We start from the raw sequence: 25,313 nt of genomic DNA on the forward strand, positions 1-25,313 counted from the left end.
CCGCTCCCCTTTCATCATCTGCCTGGTGCTTGTCCATCGTCGATATGTTACGTTTTTATGACAACCACTGACGATACCTGAACCATGACCCTTTCCATTTTCTGCATTTTACTGTTTGCCGCGCTGCTGCATGCCAGCTGGAACGCCATCGTGAAGGCGGGAAATGACAAACTTTACTCCGCAATCAGCGTCAGTGGTTCCGCAGCGTTGATGGCGCTGGCGTGTCTGCCCTTCGCCCCGCCCCTTCCCGCCGCCAGCATCCCTTTTTTAGCCGCCTCCACCGCCTTACAGGTGGTTTATACCGTGCTGGTCGCCAAAACCTATCAGGTTTCGGATATGAGCCAGACTTATCCCCTGATGCGCGGCACCGCACCGCTGCTGGTGGCGATAATTAGCGTCCTGTTTCTTGGCGATAGCCTTTCCACAATGGCCTGGCTCGGCATCGCGGTAATTTGCCTGGCGATTCTCGGCATGGCCTGTAACGGTCGTGCCCGCTCCCGGCGGGGTATCACGCTGGCGCTGATCAACGCCTGTTTTATCGCTGGCTATACGCTGGTGGACGGCACGGGCGTGCGGGTGTCGGAAACCGCGCTGGGTTATACGCTGTGGACCTTCTTGTTGAACGGTACCTGTCTGCTTGGCTGGGCGATGATTGCCCGGCGGCGGGAAGCCTCGCGCTATCTGGCGCAGCACTGGAAGAAAGGCATTTTTGGCGGTATCGGCACGATGGGTTCCTATGGGCTGGCGCTGTGGGCGATGACTCAGGCGCCGCTGGCCGTGGTGGCCGCACTGCGTGAAACATCCATTCTGTTCGGCGCGCTGATTGCCTGGCTGCTGCTCAATGAAAAAGTCGCCGGGCTACGGTTGGTCGCGGCTGGCGGGATTGCCGCCGGGGCGATATTGCTGCGTTTATCCTGATTGCCGGATGGCGGCTACGCCTTATCCGGCCTACGGGAGCCGCCGGGCACCATCAAACTGCGGTAAAATAATCTTTCGGCAACAATTGTTGCCGCTTTTTGTTTACATATCCTGCCGTTCGGCTCCCGCGCTATTCCCGCCGTGAATATGGCCTTCTTTTTTTAGTGTGGTAGATTCCACTCGCATTTATGGGAATGCGTAGCACCTTATTCTTATTTTTTTCTTTTTTTAAAAGTAATCAGCGAAATGAAAAGGCAGAGAAGCGTCAATTTGTTGTTGATGTTGGTATTACTGGTGGCCGTCGGGCAGATGGCGCAAACCATTTATATCCCCGCCATTGCCGATATGGCGCGTGAACTGAACGTTCGTGAAGGGGCAGTACAAAGCGTCATGGCCGCTTACCTGCTCACCTATGGCGTATCGCAACTGTTTTACGGCCCGCTTTCCGATCGGGTAGGGCGCCGCCCGGTGATCCTCGTCGGGATGTCCATTTTTATGCTGGCTACGCTGGTCGCGATTACCACCCACAGCCTGACGGTATTGATTGCCGCCAGCGCGTTGCAGGGCATGGGCACCGGCGTCGGCGGCGTGATGGCGCGTACGCTACCGCGCGATCTGTATGAAGGTACGCAGTTACGCCACGCTAACAGCCTGCTGAATATGGGGATTCTGGTGAGTCCGTTGCTGGCGCCGCTGATTGGCGGACTGCTGGATACCGTCTGGAACTGGCGCGCCTGTTACGTTTTCCTGCTGGTTCTCTGCGCAGGCGTCACCTTCAGTATGGCACGCTGGATGCCGGAGACGCGCCCCACAGGCGCACCACGTACCCGCCTGATCGCCAGCTATAAAACATTATTCGGCAACGGCGCATTTACCTGTTATCTGCTGATGCTGATTGGCGGACTGGCGGGAATCGCCGTCTTTGAAGCCTGCTCCGGCGTGCTGATGGGAGCGGTGCTGGGTCTGAGCAGCATGGTGGTGAGCATCCTGTTTATTTTGCCAATTCCGGCGGCGTTTTTCGGCGCGTGGTTTGCGGGTCGCCCGAATAAGCGCTTCGCAACGCTGATGTGGCAGTCGGTATTCAGTTGCCTGTTGGCGGGCGTCATGATGTGGGTCCCAGGTCTGTTTGGCGTGATGAACGTCTGGACACTGCTGATCCCCGCCGCGCTGTTCTTCTTCGGCGCCGGAATGCTGTTCCCACTGGCGACCAGCGGCGCGATGGAACCTTTCCCGTTCCTCGCCGGAACGGCTGGCGCGCTGGTGGGCGGCCTGCAAAACATCGGCTCCGGCGTGCTGGCGTGGCTCTCCGCAATGCTGCCGCAAACCGGGCAGGGTAGCCTCGGCTTTTTGATGACGCTTATGGGGCTGCTGATTTTACTGTGCTGGCTGCCGCTGGCGTCGCGTGTGCCGCATCAGGGGCAGACGATTTAATCGAATGATGGCCCGGTTTCCCGCCGGGCTTTTCACATACCGGCGAGATCATCGTGGTCAGGAGCGGCTCCAGCGCCGGGCGCCACGCCCCTTCTTCCCCGTCATAAAACTGCGTATCCGCGTTAATCGCATACGGAATATTCACCCTTTGCAACTCGCACGCCATAAATCGGGCAAACGCGAGCTGCGAAGCGGAAGGGCTATTTTTGATTGATTCGCCCGGCGCCCAGCCGCCAACCCAACTGACATGGCCGGTTTTTTGCTGCCAGCGCGCGGCGGCGTTAATTCGCGCGCGAATCGCCGCTTTCTCCGCCGCCGTGCCCGACGTCCACGGGTATTTACCGTTATTTTTCAATGGCCCCCACGGAAAGATATGCCACTCCGCCAGCACATAATTCTGGCTTTGCGGGGGCAGTTTTAGGGCCGACAACGCTTCCGGCGCGGCGCGCAGACGAGGCGCGACAAAAATCATGCGTTGGGGGTCAATCGCGTGAAGGGTGCGGATGGTTTTGTCATATACCCGGTTCAGGGAAGCCTGGCTGTGGTTGAGTTTCTCCGCCGGTTCATAAATCAGGTCAAACCCCAGCAGCGGCGAACGTTGCGCAAAATAGTGCGCGACGGCTACCCACCAGTTGATCACCTCTTGTTCATTGCCGGGACTGGGGTCGTTTTTATACTCATCGGCCTGATAAGCAATGATCGGAATCACGCCGTACTGCTCACACGCCTCCACCAGTTTTCGCAGGTGGATGAGTCGCGCTTCCGTCGGCTCTCCCGCGACGCGTATGCGCACATGCTTAAATCCCTTCGCCTGAAAATCACGCACCACCAGAGGATCAAACTCCCGGATACCCCGTTCGGTGCGCGCCCAGTCAACGTCCATCCCCACACCAAGCTGCTGCGCATAGCGCGAAGCGGTCAACGGCGGCTGAGCCGCGCACACCGTGGCGCTGACGAGCAGGAAGAGAGAAGCAAGCGGCTTTAACACGATTGTCCTTAAGCAAATCATCAGGAGTCATATCACGTATTTAGCACGCTTTCTGGCTTTACATGCAATAAATCTTCGCGTGGCAAACGCTACGTCGCCTGCTCCTGCAACCAGCCGATAAACGCCTCAATTTTCGGCCACTGTCTGCCAGGCAGCGTGGTTACATAATAGTGCTGGTGGCATTTCAGCGTCATCTCACCGAAAGGCGCAATCAGTTCGCCGCTATCAAGACGCTTTTGCACCAGCCGTTTACGCCCCATCGCCACGCCGATATGGTTCATTGCCGCAATAACGGCTAAATCGGAACGATCGAAGCCAATGCCCGACGATGTCGGCAGATTCACGCCAAAATGCTGCGCCCAACTGTGCCATTCATCGGTGCCGGAGTCGTTGCTCCATGCCTGTCGGTCATGCAGGAGCGTACAGTGGCGCAGGTTAACCCGCGCATTCGTTAAGTCATGATGACGGGCATATTCGGGGCTGCACACCGGCAGAATGGCCTCATCCATCAGGAAGTGATGCGTCAGCTGCGCCGAAGGCGCATCATCAAAATAGATCGCTAAATCAATCCCTGCCCGCTGGAGATTCACGTTGTCATTACCGGTCAACATGGTCAGCGAGATGGACGGATAGCGGCGAGTAAAATCTCCCAGCGCAGGCACCAGCCAGCACTGAGCAATCGAAGGCCGCGAATAGACGGTCAGCGTCCCTGACAACTCCTGATTTTTAATATCGAGGATTTCCTGATTCAGCGTATCCAGCGACGATTTCAACGCCCAGAATACCCGCTTGCCCTCATGGGTGAGTTCCACTTTGCGGTGCGAACGGACAAAGAGCTGAATCCCCAGCTCCTCTTCCAGTTGATTGATTCGATGGCTGACCGCGCTGGGACTTAGCGACAGCTCATCCGCCGCCAGCGCAAAAGACTGATGCCTGGCCGCCACTTCAAAGGTGTACAGCTTTGATAATTGCCAGCCGTTGAGTAAACGGTTTCGGCCGTCGCGTAAGGGTTCCATCGCCGCCTCTGTGACCTCTTTTTGGCTTTGCAGTGTAAAAAAATGCGCCTGGAAAATCAGCGCAAAGATGAATCAAAGTGAACCATATCGCATAAACAGACCATTATTGGATGCAAATCACCCTTTTGATTCAATCTGGTTCATGCGAAGGGCAATTTATATCGTTTGTCAGCAAGTGCCGTTTTTTCGTCCAATACGCCTATGTTAATCACAGGGTAAGGTGAGATATGCACTCTCAAATTTGGGTTGTGAGCACGCTGCTGGTAAGCATCGTGTTAATCGTGCTGACCATCGTGAAATTCAGGTTCCACCCGTTTCTGGCACTGCTGCTGGCCAGTTTCTTTGTGGGAGCGATGATGGGCATGGGGCCGCTGGAGATGGTCAATGCGATTGAAAGCGGTATTGGCGGCACGTTAGGCTTCCTCGCCGCCGTCATCGGTCTCGGAACCATTCTCGGCAAAATGATGGAAGTGTCCGGCGCGGCAGAACGGATCGGCCTGACGCTCCAGCGTTGCCGCTGGCTTTCCGCTGACGTGATCATGGTGCTGGTGGGGCTGATTTGCGGCATCACGCTGTTTGTGGAAGTGGGTGTGGTGCTGCTCATCCCACTGGCATTTTCGATAGCGAAGAAAACCAACACGTCGCTGCTGAAGCTGGCTATTCCGCTGTGTACCGCGCTAATGGCGGTGCATTGCGTGGTGCCGCCGCATCCGGCTGCGCTGTTTGTGGCGAATAAGCTGGGCGCGGATATCGGTTCCGTTATCGTCTACGGTTTGCTGGTTGGGCTGGTGGCGTCGCTGGTCGGCGGGCCGCTATTCCTGAAGTTCCTCGGCAACCGCCTGCCGTTTAAGCCGGTGCCGACGGAGTTTGCGGATCTCGAAGTGCGCGATGAAAATACGCTGCCTTCTTTACGCGCGACGCTGTTTACCGTCCTGCTGCCGATTGGCCTGATGCTGGTAAAAACCGTTGCCGAACTGAATATGACGCAGGGCGGCACGCTGTATACGCTGCTGGAGTTTATCGGCAACCCGATCACCGCAATGTTTATCGCCGTTTTCGTGGCCTATTACATTCTCGGCCTGCGTCAGCATATCGGTATGGGTACGTTGCTGACCCATACCGAAAACGGCTTTGGCTCGATTGCTAACATCCTGCTGATTATCGGTGCAGGCGGCGCGTTCAACGCTATCCTCAAAAGCAGCGGTCTGGCGGATACGCTGGCGGTGATCCTCTCCAATATGCACATGCACCCGATTCTGCTGGCCTGGCTGGTGGCGCTGATTCTGCACGCCGCAGTGGGTTCCGCAACGGTTGCGATGATGGGCGCGACGGCGATTGTCGCGCCGATGCTGCCGCTCTACCCCAACGTCAGCCCGGAGATCATCGCCATTGCCATCGGTTCCGGCGCGATTGGCTGCACGATCGTGACCGATTCCCTCTTCTGGCTGGTGAAGCAATACTGCGGCGCCACCCTGAATGAAACATTTAAGTACTATACAACCGCGACATTTATCGCGTCGGTTGTTGCTCTGGCGGGCACATTCCTGCTTTCCTTTATCATCTAAGCGCAAAGAGACGTATTATGGAAAACGCTAAAATGACTTCACTCATCGCTCAGTATCCTCTGGTAGAGGATCTGATCGCCCTCAAAGAAACGACCTGGTTTAACCCAGGCGCCACCTCTCTTGCGGAAGGTTTACCCTATGTTGGTCTGACAGCGCAGGATGTACAGGATGCGCATGCCCGCCTGGCCCGTTTCGCGCCGTATCTGGCAAAAGCCTTCCCGGAAACCGCCGCAACCGGCGGGATTATTGAGTCTGAACTGGCGATCATCCCCGCAATGCAGCAACGGCTGGAAAAAGAGTACGGACAGAAAATCAGCGGCGAACTTCTGCTGAAAAAAGACAGTCACTTACCGATTTCCGGCTCGATAAAAGCCCGTGGCGGGATTTATGAAGTGCTGGCCCACGCGGAAAAACTGGCGCTGGAGGCGGGTCTGCTGACGACCGAAGATGACTACAGCGTAATGCTTTCACCGGAGTTCAGGCAGTTCTTCAGCCAGTACAGCATTGCCGTGGGTTCAACCGGTAATCTGGGGCTGTCGATTGGCATTATGAGCGCCTGTATCGGCTTTAAGGTGACGGTGCATATGTCCGCCGACGCCCGCGCCTGGAAGAAAGCCAAACTACGCAGCCACGGCGTAACGGTAGTGGAATACGAAGAGGATTACGGCGTAGCGGTTGAGCAAGGACGCAAAGCGGCACAGTCCGATCCAAACTGTTTCTTCATTGACGATGAAAACTCCCGCACGCTGTTTTTGGGCTATGCGGTGGCCGGGCAACGCCTGAAGGCTCAGTTTGCGCAGCAGGGGCGCGTGGTGGATGCCGACCATCCGCTGTTTGTCTACCTGCCGTGCGGCGTTGGCGGCGGCCCTGGCGGCGTGGCTTTTGGTCTGAAACTGGCATTTGGCGACAACGTCCACTGCTTCTTCGCCGAACCAACCCACTCTCCGTGCATGTTACTGGGCGTGTATACCGGTCTGCATGATGCCATTTCCGTCCAGGAGATTGGCGTCGATAACCTGACGGCGGCAGACGGCCTGGCGGTGGGGCGCGCATCCGGGTTTGTAGGGCGGGCAATGGAACGTCTGCTGGACGGGCTGTACACCCTCGACGATCGGACGATGTACGACATGCTGGGTTGGCTGGCGCAGGAAGAAGGCATTCGCCTGGAGCCGTCCGCACTGGCGGGAATGGCCGGGCCGCAGCGTGTTTGCCGTTCGACGGATTACCAGCAGATGCACGCCTTCAGCGCTGAGCAGCTTAATCACGCCACGCATCTGGTGTGGGCGACCGGCGGCGGTATGGTGCCGGAAGAAGAGATGGCGCAGTACCTGGCGAAAGGGCGCTAAACGTCACTGACCTTAACGCAGCATCGCCATCAACTCCATCGGTGAGCGATGCTGTTTAATCAGATCCCGCATAACGCGCATATGCGGCGACGTGTAGTTAATAAACGCTTTATACCCGCCGCACAGCACGCTTTTCCCGCTTAAATCCCGATGCTTTGGACAATCACCGTTGCAGAATCGCAATAAGGCGCAGTCCAGGCAATCCGCCCCCAACGTTGATTTTTTCTGCTGTCCAAATTCTCTCGCCTGCGGGCTGGCGTTTAGCATATGTAGCGGCGTTTGATGGATATTACCCAGCCGGAACGCCGGGTAGACATAGTGATCGCACTGATAGAGATCGCCGTTTGCTTCCAGGGCGAACGCGTGACCGCAGGTTTCGCTAAGCGCGCACATTTGTGCCGGATGCCCGCTCCACACGCCCAGCATCGAATCAAACAGTTGCACAAAAACGCGCCCAATATCTTCCCGAACCCAGAGATCAAACACATCGTTGAGAAAACGCCCCCAGCCTTCCGACGTCACGGAATCAGCGGTCAGTTTGCCGCTATCGTCACGTTCAACCAACGGAATGAACTGAAGAAAAGGCGTGCCAAGCTGGCGAAGATAGCGATACATACGCGCAGGCTGCTGGCTGTTCAGCCGATTCACCACCACCAACAGGTTGAAGTCCACGCGATGGGCAACCAGCCTTGCTATCGCTTCCACCACCTTATGATGCGTTGGTTTTCCACTACGGCTAACGCGGTAAGCATCATGTAAATCGGCGGGGCCATCCAGTGAGATACCGACCAGCCAGCCGTTATCGCGTAAGAATCGGCACCACTCGTCACTGAGTAAAATGCCGTTGGTCTGGAAGGTATTCTGGATGAGTTTCCCCTCTCCATAGCGTTTTTGCAACGCGACCACGCGGTGAAAAAAATCGAGTCCACACAGCGTCGGCTCTCCGCCCTGCCAGGCAAACAGCACATCATCAACCGGCTGCGCGGCAATATGCTGGCAAATAAAAGCCTCTAAGGTCGCGTCATCCATAACGGGTTGAGAGGGTTTATCGATATAAAAACAGTAATGACAATCAAGGTTACAACGTGAGCTGGCCGGTTTAGCCATGACCTGACATCCTGTCATGCAACATCCCTAATAAAGACGATAAGTTGACGAATATGCGTTACAGCAAACAGTATTGCGAGGGACAACACCGCGAGAGAGATCAAAAATTTGTCACGCACGGCGCGAGATTCGGAAAAATCACTGTGCGCCACATCCATCAGGTTACGGCTGCGGGTATAGCGCCAGAGGATGAGCGCGACAATCGCCAGCACGCCAATAGAAACCCAGAACAGAAACCCCGCCTGATGCCAGTTATGTTTCAGCGCCAGCGCCATCAATGCGCCATAGCCTAACAGGGTACGAAACCAGGCCAGCGACGTGCGCTCCGGCTGTAGACCGGGATCAACCTGACGGCGGGCTTTGCGGCTATCCGGCATACAACACCAGCGCCATGACAATCACCGCAACAATCATCAGCATCAGGCTGATTATCATCAGGCTATGGGTGTACGGCAGGTCTTCTTTCAGACGCATCGCTTTTTCGTTGCGTAGCCAGCGCAGATAGCCATAAATCGCCAGGCCGCCCGCAAAGAGACACAGCAGCAGCGCCAGCAGTTCGCGAATCACCGGCGTGGCGAAGTCCGGCGCGAGTTGATCAAGCCCGACGCCCGCCGCCAGAAACCCCAGCGCGGTGCGAATCCACGCCAGAAAGGTACGCTCATTTGCCAGCGAGAAGCGGTAATCCGGCGCTTCTCCGAGGCGGGAAATCTTCATGACGGCTCCTTTAAATTATTGCCGGATGGCGGCGTAAACGCCTTATCCGGCCTACGGTATTGCGCTTTTGTAGGCCCGGTAAGCACAGCGCCACCGGGCATCATTATTGCCGGATGGCGGCGTAAATGCCTTATCCGGCCTACGGTGTTGCGCTTTTGTAGGCCCGGTAAGCGCAGCGCCACCGGGCATAACGCATCAAAACTTCTGCTTTTTCTCTTCTACTTTCACGCCTTGCGTGGGCAAACCGGTATCGTAATCACGTACCACCGGAGAATAACCGTCTTGCGGGCGTGGGCGGAATGCCCCCATCCAGCGCGGCCGGGCATCTTTACGCCACGGACGCAGGCTCCACTGATACGTGCGGAACGGGTCGCGGATTTTATCCATGTAATCCAGCAGCGCGTCGTGCATCTGACTGCGAACACCGGCAAATTCCGGCGCAGCAATCAGATTATGCAGTTCATCCGGGTCATTACGCCTGTCGTACAGCTCATCGCTGGTAAACAGGTTCAGCACCAGCTTCCAGTTATCCGTCACCCAGCAGCGCACCGGAATAAAGCCGCCAAAGCTGTCATGCTCGATCTCATAGCGGTTGAACTCCACCATCACCCCGCGCGGCGCTTCAACGGCCAGGATGTTTTCACCCGGAAGAATATCGGGCTTATCAATCCCCGCCAGCGCCATCATCGTAGGCAGCAGGTCAATATGGCTGACCGGCGTATCGATCTGCTGCGGCGCTCCCTGCGGCGGGCGCATAATCAGCGGGATGCGGGTAATGTCATCATACATTGCCGCCCCTTTGCTGATGAGTTTGTGCGCCCCCATCATTTCACCGTGATCGGAGGTATAAATCACCCAGGTATTCTCACGTTGTTCCGGGGTTAACGCATTGATCACCCGCCCAATCTGATCGTCAACAAAGTCATTGCAGGCAAAGTAGAGCGGATGATGATAACAGCCATCATCGCCCACCGGAGACGGCATCGCCTGCGCCCATAGCCGATGGTGCTCAGGTTTATTGCTCAGCGAATCCTGCGCCTTCGCGCCCAGGTCATAATAAAAATCCTGATACTTCTCCAGATACTCAACCGGACAGGTAAACGGATGATGCGGCTCATCATAAGAGACCACCATCAGGAACGGTTCGTCATCTCTCGCTGGCTGATGGAGAAAATCAACCGCCCGGTTGCTGATGCGATACGCCCAGGTAAAGGTCTCATCAATATTATTGGTCTGCAAATCCTCAATACTGTTCAGTCCGTTACGCCACAGGCTGATTTCATTCTCCGTCAGTTCAGAAAGGTAGTTCGCGCCGTCATACCAGTAGTCGGCATCCCACTCAGGCGGGCACTCGCCGGTGCCAAAGTAATCGTGCCCGTCGAGGTGCCATTTGCCGATATAGCAGGTGTGATAGCCTGCATCCTTAAAATAACGCCCCATCGTGGAAATGTTCTTCCCCGGCGCGACGTTGTTCGTCCACGGGCCGGACTGATTGGCATAAATACCGGTAAAAAGCCCCGCGCGGGCTGGCGTACACACCGGCGAGCAGGTATACGCGGAGTTAAAGCGAATCCCTTCAGCGGCCAGGCTGTCAATATGCTGCGTGTTCAGTGGCTTACCGCTATAGCAACCCACCATATTGGTCGCCTGTGTATCGGTCATAATGAACAGAAAATTCGGACGGGTCATGCTTTATCCTTAGCGTCAGAAACATAAACCACAGGCGCGGAATGGCGCGTCTGCCATGAGCTGTAAATCAGGTAAACAACCACCGCAGCGGTGATGGCGTAGCTGAGAATGGTCAGCCACCGGGTCTGATAGCCACCGAACTGCGCCAGACCAGAATAGACGCCAATCATCGCGAACAGGACGCCAACGGCGGCGATCTTCACGTTTTTCCACGGTTTCATGTCAACCGCAAACGCATCATGAAATTTAAACGGCGTTGCACGCGGCTTAATCACGCCAATGAGCAGCATCACCACGACGTTGATACAGAAGGTACAGGCCAGCACATAGAGGAAATGAAAATCAAATTTCACCAGGTAGTTGATGGTGATGTAACTGACAATACCGAGTCCCATTGCGACCTTCGCGGCCAGCGCCGGAATACGCGGGAAGAAGAAGCCCATAATAACAATGGTCACCAACGGCACGTTATAAATCCCGTTGAGCTGTTTCATCCAACTGTAGAGCCCTTGCGGCGCATAGGCGATCCACGGCGCCACCAGTACGGAGATCACGGCCACAATAAAGCCAAAGCGACGACCAACAGTGACCAGTTTATCGGGGCTGGCCTGTTCATTAATCAGTCGGCGATAGATACCGAGGCTAAACAGGGTCGAAGCACTGTTCAAAAAACCGCAGAATGCGCTGATAATCGCGCCAAACAGCACCGCGCTAAAAAAGCCAATCAGCGGCAGCGGCATCACTTTGTTCACCAGCGCCGGGTAGGCCATGTCTGCTTTCGGTAGATCCTGAAAGAGATGAAAAGCGATAACGCCCGGCAGCACCAGAATCAGCGGGTCCAGCATCTTCAACACCGCCGTAAGCAGCGCCCCTTTTTGCCCTTCCGATAAACTTTTTGATGCCAGCGTACGCTGAACGATCCCCTGGTTGGTGCACCAGTAGAACGTATTGACCAGGATAAGCCCGGTCAACGCCGCGCCAATCGGCACCGGGTCGTTGCTGCCGCCAATCGAGTTCAGCATCTGGCTGTGATCCTGGGTTAAACGCGTAATACCTTCGCTCAGACTGCCTTTCCCCATCGCCATCAAACCAAACAGCGGCACCATCAGGCCACCAATCACCAGGCCGATACCGTTAATCACATCGGCAATGGCAATCGCCCGCATCCCGCCGACGACAGCATACAGGATGCCGCTAATCCCCAGCACGACAGCCATTAGCCAGATCGCCGTATGTTGTGAAATACCAAAGGTTTCAGTGACATGAAACATGCTGTTAAAGGCAAGCGCGCCGGAATACAGAATGATGGGTAAAAAACAGATTCCCGTCGCAATCAAAAAACAGCAATCGATAATGATGCGGGTGGTTTTGTCATAGCGCTCTTCAATAAAATCCGGGATCGTTGCAATGCCGCGTTGCAGATAGCGTGGCAGAAAGATCAGCGCCAGAAAAATAAGCGGAATTGCGGAGATGACTTCCCATGCCATTACCGACATACCGCTGCGGTAAGCCTGGCCGGTTAATCCCACCAGTTGTTCCGTTGAGAGGTTAGTTAACATCAGCGAGGCGGCAATAACCGGCGCTTTTAACGAACGTCCCGCCAGAAAATATCCCTGCTGCGAACCGGTATCCGCTTTTCGTAACTTCCACCAGGTGATAACCGCCACCAGTAGCGTAAAACCAACAAAGCTCAAAATTTGTAGCGTATTCATCTCATAGCCCTTGTTTTTCATTATGTCCCGACAGCGGTAGGGTCAACACGAGGTAAAGCGTGCCGGGTCAGGCAGTCAGATTTCTTAATTACAAACATCGCCTCCCTGAAGCATTCACTTTCTGTTATGTTCAGGTTGTGGGCATCATTCTCCGGCGAGAAAATAAAATGAATGGAAACTTGCTAAGTTCGCATGTAAAAAACGAAACTACGTACAATATTCCCCTGCTGATTAATGAAAATGTGATCTCCAGCGGAATTTCATTGATCTCGCTGTGGCATACCTACGCTGACGAAAATTACCGTGTTATATGGCCGCGAGATAAGAAAAAACCGCTAATCGCCAATTCGTGGGTCGCGGTCTATACCGTACAGGGGTGCGGGAAAATCCTGCTGAAAGACGGCGAGCAAATTACATTAAACGGCAACTGCATTATCTTTTTAAAACCCACCGATATACAGTCTTACCATTGCGAAGGTTTATTGTGGGAACAATACTGGATGGAATTTACCCCAACCAGTATTATGGATATTCCTATCCGACAACAAAGCGTTATTTATAACGGTGACGTTTATAATCAGGAACTGGCCGAAGTTTCACAATTAATTACCCGCCCGGAACCGATTAAAAATAATCTCGCCGTCGCGTTTCTCACGAAAATTATTTATCAGTGGATTTGTCTTATTGACTCAAACGGGAAAAAAGACCCACAACGCATACAGGTTGAAAAGTTAATTGCGGCGTTACATGCCAGCCTGCAACGCCGCTGGAGCGTGGCGGATATGGCAGCCACGATCCCCTGTAGCGAAGCCTGGCTGCGTCGTCTGTTTTTACGCTATACCGGGAAAACACCGAAAGAATATTATCTGGACGCCCGGCTGGAACTGGCATTATCGCTGTTAAAACAGGAAGGGAATACGGTGGGTCAGGTAGCGGATATGCTCAACTTCTTTGACTCATTTCATTTCAGCAAAGCATTTAAGCATAAATTTGGCTACGCGCCGTCGGCGGTGTTGAAACATCCTGACCGGCACCCGCTGGATGCCGGTCAACAAGATTAGTGCAGTTCAGGCCAGTATTCTTTGTTGGCTTCAATCAGATCATCAAGAATCGCTTTGGCGACAGACGCGCTCGGCACGGTTTTGGAGAGCGTAATCGCCTGCCACAGACGCTGATAGGAGCGATGCTCCCAGGCATCGACCACCAGTTTCTCGACGGCCACCTGCTGGCTCATCAGCCCTTTCTGGAACTGCGGAATATCGCCAACCGTCAGAGGTTCCGGCCCGTTATGCCCCACCAGGCAAGGGATCTCCACCATCGCTTCATCATCAAAGTTATGAATCGCCCCGTTGTTTGGCACAATCAGCAGCATCCGTTCCTGCGTATTAAAGGCGATTGCCGTTGCCAGATCGACGATATAAGACGCGTGTTCATCAATTTCCAGCTCGCCAGCGGAGGAGTGGCCCGCTTCAATAATGGCGCGGCAGGAGCCAAATACCTGTTTTTCACGGTGATCCATCACCTCATTAGCACGCGTGCGCGCCGGGTTCGAGTGCTGCACCACATAGTCCGGGAACAGATAGTATTTCAGATAGGTATTCGGCATGGTGTCCGGGTCCAGCGCCTGCACATCCTTCGCTTTGGCGAATGTATCATTCCAGCTCGCTTCAGTATGCGGATCGTTAGATGGCGGAACATAACCGTGTTTCGCGACGTATTCCCGCAGTTTCGGCATCAGGTCGTTACCCTGCAAGTCCTCAATCGACGTCCACCAGCCAAAGTGGTTCAGCCCGTAATAACGCACGCGCATTTGCTTACGATCTTGCAGGCCGACAATCTGCGCCATCCGCCCTTCAATGCCGATCGGCATATCACAGATATTGAGGATTTTGGCGTTCGGGCGCAGACGGCGCGTCGCCTCGGCCACTATCGCCGCCGGGTTGGAGTAGTTCAGCATCCACGCGTTCGGGGAGTATTTCTCCATGTAATCCACCAACTCCAGCACGCCGCCAATAGAACGCATCCCATACGCAATCCCGCCCGGACCACAGGTTTCCTGGCCTAATACGCCGTGGCGCAGCGGGATTTTTTCGTCTTTTTCCCGCATCGGGTATTTGCCCACGCGGATATGCGCCATCACGAAATCAACATCGGTAAACGCTGCTTCGGGATCGGTGGTGTAACTAAACTCAATCTCCGGCGCCTGCTCTTTAAGGATGATTTTGCACGCTTCGGCAATCACTTCCTGGCGAGCGCCGTCGTTGTCATAGAATTTCAGCGCGCGAAGCGGAAAACGGTCCTGGTTTGCCAGCAACATCAATACGATGCCCGGCGTAAATGTGCTGCCGCCGCCTGCGATAACCACTGAGAATTTTTTCATGATACTGCCTCCGTCATGGGGATTTGTTCGGTCGATAAGGGGGATTTCATTAGCGTTTCAAGCTGGTCACGCACCTGGGGCACATGCAGGCCGACAATCACCTGGATGCCATTGCCACGGCGAACCACACCGTGCGCGCCCAGCGCTTTAAAGACGTCATCACTCTGGGTCTGCGCCATATCGTGGAGCGCGATACGTAAGCGCGTGGCGCAGTTATTAATGCTTTCGATATTGCCCGCGCCGCCCAGCGCCTGGAGGAATCCGGCTGCCTGCCCAAGTTTTGCGTCCGGCGCGGGCGCCGTTGTCTGTCCACGCGCGGCCTTGTAATCCGCTTTGCTATAGAGTCTGACTTCACTCTCTTCACGACCCGGCGTTTTCAGGTTGAAGCGCAGGATCAGGGTGCGGAAAACCACAAAATAGAGGGCGGTGAATGCCAGCCCGATGCCTATCTGGGTAAACATCATTCCGGCATGGTTGTGGAACATCGGGATCCAGTTTTGCGGTAAGAACTGATCCAGCAGTCCGCCGCCCATATTTCCTACCACGCCGCAGATATACATCACCGTTGCCATTGAGGCCGCCAGCACCGCGTGTACGGCAAACAGCAGTGGAGAAATAAACAGGAAAGTGAATTCCAGCGGTTCCGTAATGCCCACCAGTACAGCGGTCAACGTGGCGGGGATCAGCAAACCGGCGACCTTCACCCGGTTTTCTGGCGATGCGGTGTAATAGAGCGCCAGCGCAATCCCGACGGAGCCAAAGATTTTTGAGTTACCGTGCAGGGCAAAACCGCCTTCCGGGAATAACGTCTTCAGCGATTCCGTGCTCTGGCTGAACGCCTGCATGTGTTGCGCCCAGTAAACCTGAATGCCACCTTCTACCGCCGCCGGGCCAAAAATGAAGGGGCCATAGACGAAGTGGTGTAACCCTGTCGGGATCAGAATACGTTCGAGGAAGGTGTAGACCCACACGCCCAGCGCGCCCGCTGAACGCAGGAAAGCCTGTAGGGATTCAATGCCCATCTGCACTTTTGGCCAGCCGAGTAGCGTCAGCCAGGCGCAGGGGATCATCACCAGGAACGCGATAATCACCACAAACGACGTGCCCTGAAAAATACCGAGGAACACGGGCAACGGCTTATCGAAATAGCGGTTGTGCAGCGCGGTGACGATGCCCGAAATCATAATGGCGCCGATAATGCTGGTATCGAGCGTTTTTATTCCGGCCATCATCGTCAGACCGCTGCCTGCCGTCGGATCTACGCTGAAGTCCACGCCGAAAAAATGACCCCAGGTCATACCCATGGCATTAATGAAATAGTTCCATGTCAGGAAGCTGACCAGCACCGCCAGACAAGCTCGGCCTTGCGCCTGTTTAGCCAGGCCAATCGGCAAGCCGACGGCGAAAATCAGCGGCATATTACGGAAAACCGTCCAGCCGCCTTCTTCAATAATATGAACGATTTGCGCGAATAAACTGTTGGGATCGGTCAGCGCTTCGCCAACAAAAAGCGGGTTGCGCAGCATGATGGCGATACCCACGACAATACCGGCGAACGGGAACAGCAGTACCGGGGTAAACATAGCGCCGCCAAAGCGTTGTATTTGACTGAGCATTTTTACATCCTCATATAACAACCAGTAGGGAGAGGCCTTTTTTGTAGTGATTGCTGGCCTGATACGAGAATAGGTAGTTGCGATTCTGAGAACATGACGCGCCGCTTCGATTCGTGATCGCATTCATGGTTTTAATTCAGTCAATGATGTCTACTTTTTACATAAAAGTTAGACATCAAAAGGTTCGTAGCGCGGAAATTAAAGGGAAAAAGAGGTCTGGTAGTGATCTATAAATCAATAGCGGAACGACTAAGAATCCGGCTCAACTCATCTGATTACAACATCGGTAGCCCGTTGCCTGGTGAAAAAAAGCTGGCGGAAGAGTTTGCTGTGTCACGAATGACCATCCGCAAAGCCGTCGATATGCTGGTGGGGTGGGGACTGGTGGTGCGGCGGCACGGGAGCGGCACATACGTGGCGCGTAAAGACGTTCATCATGAAACCACCAACCTGACCGGACTGGCGGAAGTGCTGCGGCGTCAGGGAAAAGAGGTCACCAGCCAGGTGCTGGTGTTTGAAGTGATGCCTGCGCCCCCCGCCATTGCCAGCCAGTTGCGGATTCAGATCAACGAACGTATCTACTTTTCCCGCCGCGTGCGCTATGTGGATGGCAAACCGCTGATGCTGGAGGACAGCTATATGCCCGTCAGGCTGTTCCGTAACCTCTCGCTGATCCACCTGGAAGGGTCGAAATTTGATTATATTGAGAAAGAGTGCGGCATCACCATCAGTGGCAACTATGAAAGCCTGACGCCCGTACTGGCCGATAAACAGCTCTCCGCGCAAATGAATGTCCCCGAGCAAACGCCGCTACTGCGGATCACATCGCTTTCTTACAGCGACAGCGGGGAGTTTTTGAATTATTCGGTCATGTTCAGAAATGCCAGCGAATACCAGGTGGACTACCATTTACGGCGCGTCCACCCGGATGCAAACCTGACCTAGCCTAACCCCCAGAAAAGCACCGCCAGCAGTTGCGGGGTGATAATCCGCAGGAACATTACCAGTGGATAAACAGTGGCGTAAGATAGCGCCGCCGCGCCGCTGGTGGCATGCAGGTTGTTAGCGAACGCCAGTGCAGGCGGATCGGTCATTGACCCCGCCAGCATCCCGCATAGCGTCAGGTAGTTCATTTTGGCAAAGATACGCGCCAGAAGACCGACGGTAATCAGCGGAATGGCAGTAATAAAGATGCCGTAACCAATCCAGCTCAGACCATCACCCTGAGTCAACGTATCAATAAAGTCACCGCCAGATTTCAGCCCGACCACCGCAAGAAACAGCACGATCCCCAGCTCACGCAGCGCCAGGTTGGCGCTTGGCGGCATAAACCAGTACAGCTTGCCGATGCTGCCGATACGTCCCAGAATCAGCGCCATGATCAGCGGCCCGCCCGCCAGTCCCAGCTTTAACGCTACCGGGAATCCAGGGACAAACAACGGAATCGACCCCAACAGCACGCCCAGACCAATACCGATAAACACCGGTAACATCTGCACCTGTTGCAGCTTTTGCTGGGCGTTACCCACAACATTGGCCACCGCATCAATTGAAGAGGGACGGCCAACCAGATTGAGGATGTCACCGAATTGCAGGCTGGCGTCGCTACTGGCCACCAGCTCTACGCCCGCACGGTTCAGACGGGAGATCACCACGTCATAGCGCTCTTTAAAATGGAGGTCGCGAATGCGTTTACCGAGCACCTTTTCGTTAGTGACCACGACGCGTTCAACGCGCAAATCCGTCCCTCGCGTTGAGAGCGAGGTGTCCACCTCCTGACCAATGACCAGCTGCGCGTTATGCAGATCGGCGGGCTGTCCCACCAGATGCAACAGGTCGCCCGACTGGATGATCGTTCCCGGTGAAGGCACCATCAGCGTCTCGTCGCGTTTCAGACGCGAACAGATGATTTTATCGCTGTTCAGGATGGGCACATCCTGGATCGCCATATTGTTGAGATTCGGGTTCTCAACACGGATATTCATGGTCTGAATTAACGAGTGTCCATTGCTAAGCGTGTCTTCATGCTGCTTCGCTTCCGCCTCCACGTTGACGCGAAAAATCATCCGCATCAGCCACATGGTGAGCAAAATACCGCAAATCCCGAAAGGATAGGCCATCGCATAGCTCATCCCCATCTGATCCACCGCTTCCATTGGCGTTCCCAGATCGCGCAGAATTTGCTGCCCTGCCCCCAGCGCTGGCGTATTGGTGACCGCGCCGGAGAAAATCCCCAGCACCACCGGTAGCGGGATAGCGAAGATTTTATGCAGAATGGCGGTAACCAGCCCACCGATAATGACAATCAGGATGGCAAAGAGATTAAGGCGCAACCCTGAGACGCGCAGAGAGGCAAAGAACCCCGGCCCCACCTGGATACCAATGGTGTAAACGAAGAGTATCAGGCCGAATTCCTGGATAAAGTGCAGCATGTCACTGCTCAGCGTCATCCCGGCCTGATCGACAAAGTGGCCGACGATAATCCCGCCGAACAGTACGCCGCCAATGCCAAAACCGACACCCCGCACCTTGATATTGCCGATCCACAACCCGACAACCGCCACCAACGCCAGAACGCTGACCGTCAATGCTATATCACTCATCTTCTTTTCCCTGTGAATAACATTTCAATTTACGTGGATTATGACTGAACCGTTCAGGCATATATGCAGCATGGCGCACATTATCACGTTACAACGCCCCTGAGATGCCCGTCGCAAGGGCGTTTCAGGTCTTTTTCTTAATAGAAATCTGAAGTTGCTGAATGCTTTTTTCTGGTAAAGGCAGCGCTTCAGGCATTGTTCCCCCCAGATCCTCGATGGTCTGGCGGACTTTACGCCCGACATTGTAATGCGTTTGGTTGGCCTGCTGCTTCGTATTAACAGAATCCCTACGCAGCTTTTCTTCCGTTTGAGTCGCCCGAAAAAGGTTCGCCGCCAGTTCAGTTGAGCCCATATGGTCAAGTATTTTTTGGTTTTTCTTCAATCCCTTACGTTCATGGATGGCTCGCTGATCCAAACCACCATACAGCCCCTTGTAGCCATGGTTCTGGAAGATAGCAAAGTCAAAAGTGGTCTCGACACCAGCCTGCTGAGCAGTTTCAACCAGATGCTTATTATGTTCTTTCAGTTCATTGCGTAAAAACAGGCGCTTTTCATCTTCGCGCAAGGACTTAAAAGCGGCATCATCGGCCAATTCCTGGCGTCGGGTTTGAATGGCAAAGTACGTTTGCCCTGCCGCAATGACGGGTTTTGAAGGGTCCCCATTCTGAACGACCAGATAGCAGGCGTAGCGGGATAACTTCATATCTTTCAGTTCCCGACACGCACCGGAACCAATCCGTACCATAGCGAGGATCTCCTCGAAATGGTCGCAGGCTAACTGGCCGCTGGTACGGCATGATTCCACAGCTTTTTTCAGCACGGGTACAAAATGTCGATACTCTGAATATTCAAGAGCCTTAGCCAGTGCGCGCGCTGACCAAAACTCAATACCCTGATCATCAAGCTGTTTCATTACTTCAAATGGTTGATGCTCACTCATAAAAACATTCCTTCGTTAAAGAGCTTTTGTACTGGATATTCTTACAGTAAAACATCTATTACAACAACGTGATTTAGTGTGCTTTCACGCACAAAAATGCCCCGTCATTGCTGGCGGGGCGATTTGCCGGATGGCGGCTACGCCTTATCCGGCCTACAGGTAGTCCTGGATTAGCTATTTAACGCGGGACGTTCGCTAATAGCGATACGCTGCGGAGCGATGGTTTCCGGCTCGTTGCGGGTTAAATCAATGTGCAATAACCCATTGGTGAAGGTCGCGCCGCTGACCTCCATATTTTCTGCCAGAGTAAAACTCAGACTGAATGGCTGTGTCACCAGCCCCTGATGCAACCATTTGGTTTCTTTTTCCGGCTGCGCTGGCGTGCCTTTTACGGTCAGGCGCGTGCCTTCCAGTTGAATATCCAGATCTTCCTGACGGAAACCGGCTAACGCGAGGGTAATGCGGTAGTGGTTGTCATCGCTTTTTTCAATGTTATAGGGCGGGAAGCTCTGGCTTTCACCGGTGTTTTGCAGGGCGTTGGCCAGTTTGTCAAAACCGATCCATTGACGCAGCAGTGGGGATAAATCGTAATTACGCATGATAATCATCTCCTTCTAAGAAGCGAGTAATACCCGTCATACTTCACGCCGCAGATGCGTTGTCTGCGCTCGCTCACCCCAGTCACGTACTTTTGTACGCTCCCGGGGATTTGCTTGCTTGCCGCCTTCCTGCGACGCAAATTATTTAGGGTATATTATTGCCAGCGAATCCTCAGATTCGCATATGCTCCCTGACGGCGAGCATGGGGATAACAGGCCGCCGGCGGCGACCTGACTGAATCAGTTAATTTCGATACGGCGCGGTTTGTTCGCTTCTGGAATCACGCGCTCCAGGTCGATATACAGCAGACCGTTCACCAGGTTAGCGCCGCGAACATGAATGTTCTCTGCTAACTGGAATTTGCGTTCAAAGTTACGCTCTGCGATGCCCTGGTAAAGATAGGTACGTTCTTTTTGCTCATCCGCATGAGCGCCTTTTACCACCAGCAGATTATCCTGAGCAGTAATTTCCAGTTCGCTTTCCGCAAAGCCTGCAACGGCAATCGCAATGCGGTAATGGTTTTCATCCACCAGCTCGACGTTATACGGAGGATAACCGCCATTACTCTGGCTCTGGTTGTTTTCTAAGAGGTTAAACAGACGATCAAAACCAATGGCAGAACGGTACAGCGGGGATAAGTCAAAGTTACGCATAATGAATAGCTCCTGAAATCAGCGAGAATAGTTGACCTTCCATCATGGACAGGTCAGGTAGCCAGAACACCCATCAGGCGTGCTCTTTATTTGCCTACACCCTAAAAATGGGTCTGGAAATGAACTTTTCAAGCGCTTGCAGGGGACTTTTTTTGCAGTTTGTTGTCTATCGCATAGACTGGGTGAACAGCACACATTGTTAAAGTGCGATAAGCGCCACAGTGCGACGTGATGGTGATGTTATTTTTCGCGACGGATCGCTATAACTCATCATGCAAACACCGATAATCAACAGATGAATAAATCATGATAAAAAATGTGTTGTTAACGCTGATGATGTGCAGTGGATTGGTTTTACTGGGTGGCTGCTCCAGCGTAATGTCACATACCGGCGGCAAAGAGGGGACCTACCCCGGCACACGCGCCAGCGCCGAAATGATCGGCAGCAGTGATACAAACTGGGGCACCAAATCGCTGGCAATCCTGGATATGCCCTTTACCGCCGTCATGGATACGATACTCTTGCCGTGGGACTTCTTCCGCACAGACAGCTCAGTGAAGTCGCGAGTGGAAAAGAGCGAGGAGAAAACAAAGATGACCAACGCCGTTATCCCCCCGGCAAGAATGCCCGCTCACTGATTTATCGTTCGGTTTCCGTCACCCAAAGCTGGCGGAAACCGTCAACCTCTTCCATCCACGCGATTAACGCCCCATCCGGCGAAAAAACAACGGCGTCCGCGGAAGGCGGGCTGTCATGACTCTCCGTTAAAAAGGCGATTGCCCCGCTCTGCGCGTCGCAGCAGGCAATGCGATTTTCCAGCACAAACCCCAACCACTGGCCTGACGGGTGCCAGTTGAACGCTGACTGAATATCGGTCGCGTTATGCGTAAGCTGGCGCGGCTCTCCCCCCTGCGCCGGGATCAGCCAGAGCTGGACAATACCGCGATCATCGCGCATCAAAAACGCAATGTCCGTGGCTTGCGGGTTACTCCGCACCCAATGGCGCGGAACGTTTACCAGCCCAGGGAAAGCGCGATCGTGCGTAAAGGTCAGACGGCGCTGAACAACGCCCGCAGGCGGCGCTGGCAGCGTTGATTCTGTTCCGGTCAGCGGCATATCGCCTGCCTGTTTCCAGCCTTTTTCATCCTGCGGCAACGCCACCAGAAACAGCTCCGGCACTTTTTCACCCTTCGCCGACAAGGTATCGCCAATAAACGCCAACGCATGATCGCCCACCCACCCCTCTTCGTAGGCGCGGTTAATGTCATCGCTGCCCGGCCGTGGCGCCGGCGTGGTCTGGCTCACCAACACGCACCAGTGGCTGCCGCTGTACTCCCGAGGATGCTGAACCGCTACCGTAACCGGGCCATACGGCACCGCAACGCCGACGTTACGCAAGTCCAGCGCCGGACTGAGCTCACGCAGTACATGGTCGTTATAGGTGAAGCTGACACGCTCGCCGTTCGGACTGAACACATGCACATGGCTGCCGCCGCGCAGCGCGCCGGGCGTATACGGCACGGTGATGTCCATTGCATCCAGATTCGTCACGCGGTTTTGCGCCGCTATCACGCCGCGACGATGGTGGAAATCATAATGCCACGTCTCATCCGGGTTCTCCGGGCCATGAATGAACACATAGCGATCGTCTTGTGGATGAACGGTCACCACGCCAACGTGCGCGCCCTGCGTAGCGCGATAAATGACCTCAATCTCGCCAGTCCGTACGTTGACGCGCTCAATCGTCTCACCGGTAAACGAGGCGCCTGACGGACGCACATCAAAAACCAGCCACTGGCTGTCCGCCGTCCAGGTGTTGGTATTCGTAAGCTGATGATGACGCGAAGCGAAAGTGATTTGTTTCATGGAGATACCCTGATGCGCGGTTTTCGCATCAGGGTATAGCATTGGAAGAAATTAGCCTACCCGTTTAACGTCGCCGACCAGCAGGATATAAGAGAGCTCCATTTGGGGAGGGTAGCTACCGCTTTTAAAAACTCAGAATATTAACTTACTAACAGTCATGTTATTGCGATATTTAACTAAAATGTTGGCAACAAAAAGTGAATTCAGGATGCTGCTAATGATAATATAGGTGATAATGAGTTTCATTCGCGATTATGGTTTGTTAACATACCTGCCTGTTATAAACCAGTCTGCATCAATAAAATGGCCAGTGAAGGCCTCTTCCAGGCAGAGATATGCGAAAAAAAATAATCCTGACTTCTTTGATAGCGTTAGCCAGTCTGAGCCTGAGCTCCTGTAGCCAGCCTGCATCAATAAACCAGAATAAACCATTACAAACAGCCCGTGTTTCTGACGGGCAAATAGTTGATTTAAAAAGTAATAAAACCATTACCAAACAAGAGCTTTTGGCTGAGCTTGCCGTTGCCCGGCAGCTTATTATTGGCGAAAAACACGATAATGCCGGACATCATCAGATTGAGCTCTGGCTTATTCAAAACCTGCCCACCCGGCGACCACAGGGGAGTGTGCTGCTTGAGATGCTGACGGCAGACCAGCAGCCCCGCGTTAACCAGGTTAAACGCTGGCTGAAAGATGATCCCGTGGTCCGGGATGGCCGTATTCAGGAACTGCTTAACTGGCAAAAAGGGTGGCCCTGGGAGATGTATGGCGACATAGTCATGCAGGCATTACGTGCGCCTTACCCTCTGCTCAATGCCAACATTGACCGGGATCGGGTAATGGCGCTGTACAAAAAAAACGAATTTCCTGAAGGGAAAAAATCCACAGCACCTGCGGTACAAGAAGCTCTGCGCGAAACCATCATAGCCATGCATGAAGGCAACATTGAAGGCCAGCAACTGGCGTCAATGCTCTCTGTTCAGCAACAGCGGGATCGCTACATGGCCCGCCAGCTTCTGGATGCCCCGGCTCCGTCGTTGTTGATTGCAGGAGGTTATCACGCGTCAAAAAGCATCGGCGTACCGTTACACATAGAAGATCTCGCCCCCGGCACCCAGCCTGTGGTGTTGATGCTCGCAGAAAAAGGGATGAACATCACCGTAGATCATGCTGACTACGTATGGTTCGTGACGCCAGACACTGCAAAACGGTAAACCATGGATGATGAATATTCTCTACCTTCCACGACCGGCAAAATGGAGCGGCTGGTTTATCTGTTCACTGCTGCTTCATGGACTGCTTTTCCTTGCGTTTGTCTGGCGGTTTTCCGACGTACAGCCCGCCACGCCTCCTGCCCCGGCGATAATGCTGCAATGGGCCGATAATATCGAGGCTCCTTCTTCTCCTCTTCCGCTTCCGGTGGGAATCGCTCAGCAGGAATCCGCAGCGGCAGAAGAAAAGCAGCAGGCTGAGGACAGGCAGCAGCGTCCTGTCACTGAAGACAGGGATGCGACCATTGAAATAACCAGGAAGAAAAAGGCATCCGACGGGGAAAAGAAAAAGCCACGTCCGCCACGTAAGATAAAGGATCAAACCAGCGACAGCAGCCACGCAGCCGTTTCCAGTAATGCCGCGCCTCAGGCCCCGGTCGAATCATCCCGTATTGCTGCGCCTTTCAACAGCGACTCAGCGAAGCGAGACAATTCCGGTGCATCCTGGGAAAGCAGAGTGAAAGGCCACCTTAACCGTTATAAACGTTACCCAGGCGATGCCAGAAAACGCGCACGAACCGGCACAGCCATAGTGACTTTTACCGTTAACGCGGAAGGCACCGTTGTCAGTAATTCTCTGGCAACGTCTTCAGGAACCCTCTCTCTCGATCGCGAAGCTGTTGCCGTTTTAGAACGCGCTCAACCACTTCCCAGACCACCAGCTGAAATATTAGAGGGAGGCTTCTTTAAAGTAAAAATGCCGATTACCTTTGATCTGACGGAGTTAAGGGAAAATTAGCGACTCTGGTTCGTTTAACTGAAATTTGATATTCATTTTTATGCTGAACATTTTATCAGACTTCACTGCTGTCGAAAAAATCAAGAAAACGTCAGAGAAGTTTTATTAAAAAAATAAACAAAGATCTGGATCTTTTATTTATTACGATACTTCTAAGG

23 protein-coding genes and 1 other annotated feature are annotated in these 25,313 nt (G+C 54.0%); of the genes, 9 read left to right on the plus strand and 14 right to left on the minus strand.

What is annotated here, in order from left to right; all coding sequences use genetic code 11:
* The first annotated feature begins 84 nt into the window (after window positions 1-84).
* Complete coding sequence (locus OGX93_RS21915; RefSeq protein ID WP_012000775.1) at window positions 85-918, plus strand: EamA family transporter; 834 nt, start codon at window positions 85-87, stop codon at window positions 916-918.
* A 246-nt stretch (window positions 919-1,164) separates the two neighbouring features.
* Window positions 1,165-2,349, plus strand: a complete 1,185-nt coding sequence (emrD, locus tag OGX93_RS21920; RefSeq protein WP_058668305.1) for a multidrug efflux MFS transporter EmrD — start codon at window positions 1,165-1,167, stop codon at window positions 2,347-2,349.
* Here emrD and OGX93_RS21925 read toward each other — a convergent pair.
* Together OGX93_RS21925 and dsdC are read right to left on the minus strand one after the other, a co-directional pair.
* Window positions 2,276-3,337 (minus strand): cellulase family glycosylhydrolase, encoded by a 1,062-nt coding sequence (locus OGX93_RS21925; protein ID WP_200024279.1) that lies wholly within the window; start codon window positions 3,335-3,337, stop codon window positions 2,276-2,278. The genes emrD and OGX93_RS21925 overlap by 74 nt on opposite strands.
* Window positions 3,338-3,426: 89 nt before the next feature.
* On the minus strand, window positions 3,427-4,353 hold the full coding sequence (gene dsdC / locus OGX93_RS21930; RefSeq protein ID WP_024130072.1) for a DNA-binding transcriptional regulator DsdC: 927 nt from the start codon (window positions 4,351-4,353) through the stop codon (window positions 3,427-3,429).
* 227 nt (window positions 4,354-4,580) lie between these two features.
* Here dsdC and dsdX point away from each other — a divergent pair, with 227 nt between their 5' ends.
* Both dsdX and dsdA read left to right on the plus strand, forming a co-directional pair.
* A complete protein-coding gene (dsdX, locus tag OGX93_RS21935) occupies window positions 4,581-5,918 on the plus strand; it encodes a D-serine transporter DsdX (RefSeq protein WP_047460149.1) in 1,338 nt (445 codons plus the stop codon).
* Between the two features lie 17 nt (window positions 5,919-5,935).
* Window positions 5,936-7,264, plus strand: coding sequence for a D-serine ammonia-lyase (gene dsdA, locus OGX93_RS21940; RefSeq protein WP_230009541.1), 1,329 nt, complete (start codon window positions 5,936-5,938; stop codon window positions 7,262-7,264).
* Between the two features lie 12 nt (window positions 7,265-7,276).
* Here the strand turns inward: dsdA and OGX93_RS21945 are convergent, their stop codons facing one another.
* The 5 genes from OGX93_RS21945 to OGX93_RS21965 form a co-directional block, all read right to left on the minus strand.
* The gene (locus OGX93_RS21945; protein WP_286448761.1) at window positions 7,277-8,389 is read right to left on the minus strand and encodes an anaerobic sulfatase maturase; all 1,113 of its coding nucleotides are present in this window, start codon (window positions 8,387-8,389) and stop codon (window positions 7,277-7,279) included.
* Window positions 8,386-8,748, minus strand: coding sequence for a DUF202 domain-containing protein (locus tag OGX93_RS21950; RefSeq protein ID WP_012000783.1), 363 nt, complete (start codon window positions 8,746-8,748; stop codon window positions 8,386-8,388). Before OGX93_RS21950 ends, OGX93_RS21945 begins: the two co-directional genes overlap by 4 nt.
* Complete coding sequence (locus OGX93_RS21955; RefSeq protein WP_012000784.1) at window positions 8,738-9,085, minus strand: YidH family protein; 348 nt, start codon at window positions 9,083-9,085, stop codon at window positions 8,738-8,740. The genes OGX93_RS21950 and OGX93_RS21955 overlap by 11 nt, the downstream gene beginning before the upstream one ends.
* Before the next feature lie 195 nt (window positions 9,086-9,280).
* Window positions 9,281-10,774 (minus strand): sulfatase-like hydrolase/transferase, encoded by a 1,494-nt coding sequence (locus OGX93_RS21960; protein WP_058668309.1) that lies wholly within the window; start codon window positions 10,772-10,774, stop codon window positions 9,281-9,283.
* Window positions 10,771-12,486: a solute:sodium symporter family transporter gene (locus OGX93_RS21965; protein WP_024130074.1), complete on the minus strand. Its 1,716-nt coding sequence runs from the start codon at window positions 12,484-12,486 to the stop codon at window positions 10,771-10,773. Before OGX93_RS21965 ends, OGX93_RS21960 begins: the two co-directional genes overlap by 4 nt.
* Before the next feature lie 167 nt (window positions 12,487-12,653).
* On the opposite strand from OGX93_RS21965, the gene OGX93_RS21970 reads away from it, so the two are divergent.
* Window positions 12,654-13,547: a helix-turn-helix transcriptional regulator gene (locus OGX93_RS21970; RefSeq protein ID WP_110493629.1), complete on the plus strand. Its 894-nt coding sequence runs from the start codon at window positions 12,654-12,656 to the stop codon at window positions 13,545-13,547.
* Here OGX93_RS21970 and OGX93_RS21975 read toward each other — a convergent pair.
* Both OGX93_RS21975 and OGX93_RS21980 read right to left on the minus strand, forming a co-directional pair.
* Window positions 13,544-14,866: a 6-phospho-alpha-glucosidase gene (locus OGX93_RS21975; RefSeq protein WP_047460135.1), complete on the minus strand. Its 1,323-nt coding sequence runs from the start codon at window positions 14,864-14,866 to the stop codon at window positions 13,544-13,546. The genes OGX93_RS21970 and OGX93_RS21975 overlap by 4 nt on opposite strands.
* Complete coding sequence (locus OGX93_RS21980; protein WP_071259109.1) at window positions 14,863-16,482, minus strand: alpha-glucoside-specific PTS transporter subunit IIBC; 1,620 nt, start codon at window positions 16,480-16,482, stop codon at window positions 14,863-14,865. The genes OGX93_RS21975 and OGX93_RS21980 overlap by 4 nt, the downstream gene beginning before the upstream one ends.
* A gap of 222 nt (window positions 16,483-16,704) precedes the next feature.
* Between OGX93_RS21980 and OGX93_RS21985 the strand changes: the two genes are divergently transcribed.
* A complete protein-coding gene (locus OGX93_RS21985) occupies window positions 16,705-17,427 on the plus strand; it encodes a GntR family transcriptional regulator (RefSeq protein WP_012000790.1) in 723 nt (240 codons plus the stop codon).
* Here OGX93_RS21985 and OGX93_RS21990 read toward each other — a convergent pair.
* The 4 genes from OGX93_RS21990 to ibpA all read right to left on the minus strand — a co-directional run bounded on the left by OGX93_RS21990 (window position 17,424) and on the right by ibpA (window position 21,278).
* Window positions 17,424-19,085, minus strand: a complete 1,662-nt coding sequence (locus OGX93_RS21990) for a putative transporter (protein ID WP_101744157.1) — start codon at window positions 19,083-19,085, stop codon at window positions 17,424-17,426. The genes OGX93_RS21985 and OGX93_RS21990 overlap by 4 nt on opposite strands.
* Before the next feature lie 124 nt (window positions 19,086-19,209).
* Entirely contained in the window at window positions 19,210-20,025 is an 816-nt protein-coding gene (gene dinD, locus OGX93_RS21995) for a DNA damage-inducible protein D (RefSeq protein WP_134768917.1), read from the minus strand.
* 170 nt (window positions 20,026-20,195) lie between these two features.
* A complete protein-coding gene (gene ibpB / locus OGX93_RS22000; RefSeq protein WP_047460126.1) occupies window positions 20,196-20,624 on the minus strand; it encodes a small heat shock chaperone IbpB in 429 nt (142 codons plus the stop codon).
* Between the two features lie 240 nt (window positions 20,625-20,864).
* Window positions 20,865-21,278: a small heat shock chaperone IbpA gene (gene ibpA / locus OGX93_RS22005; RefSeq protein ID WP_006687722.1), complete on the minus strand. Its 414-nt coding sequence runs from the start codon at window positions 21,276-21,278 to the stop codon at window positions 20,865-20,867.
* Window positions 21,272-21,344, minus strand: a sequence feature (ROSE (Repression Of Heat Shock gene Expression) occurs in the 5'-region of heat shock genes and acts as an RNA thermometer to modulate expression.). (Overlaps the previous gene by 7 nt.)
* A 240-nt stretch (window positions 21,345-21,584) precedes the next feature.
* Here ibpA and OGX93_RS22010 point away from each other — a divergent pair.
* On the plus strand, window positions 21,585-21,917 hold the full coding sequence (locus OGX93_RS22010; RefSeq protein ID WP_012000796.1) for a YceK/YidQ family lipoprotein: 333 nt from the start codon (window positions 21,585-21,587) through the stop codon (window positions 21,915-21,917).
* Between the two features lies 1 nt (window position 21,918).
* On the opposite strand, the gene OGX93_RS22015 is transcribed toward OGX93_RS22010, so the two are convergent.
* Entirely contained in the window at window positions 21,919-23,145 is a 1,227-nt protein-coding gene (locus OGX93_RS22015) for a YidR family protein (RefSeq protein ID WP_286448763.1), read from the minus strand.
* 335 nt (window positions 23,146-23,480) lie between these two features.
* Between OGX93_RS22015 and OGX93_RS22020 the strand changes: the two genes are divergently transcribed.
* Both OGX93_RS22020 and OGX93_RS22025 read left to right on the plus strand, forming a co-directional pair.
* Complete coding sequence (locus tag OGX93_RS22020; RefSeq protein ID WP_071259096.1) at window positions 23,481-24,359, plus strand: ChaN family lipoprotein; 879 nt, start codon at window positions 23,481-23,483, stop codon at window positions 24,357-24,359.
* 7 nt (window positions 24,360-24,366) lie between these two features.
* Entirely contained in the window at window positions 24,367-25,155 is a 789-nt protein-coding gene (locus OGX93_RS22025; RefSeq protein ID WP_110493625.1) for an energy transducer TonB family protein, read from the plus strand.
* Window positions 25,156-25,313 lie beyond the last annotated feature (158 nt).

Origin of the sequence: Citrobacter sp. CK195 (assembly GCF_030333365.1) — a bacterium.
Taxonomy (GTDB): Bacteria; Pseudomonadota; Gammaproteobacteria; order Enterobacterales; family Enterobacteriaceae; genus Citrobacter_B; species Citrobacter_B koseri.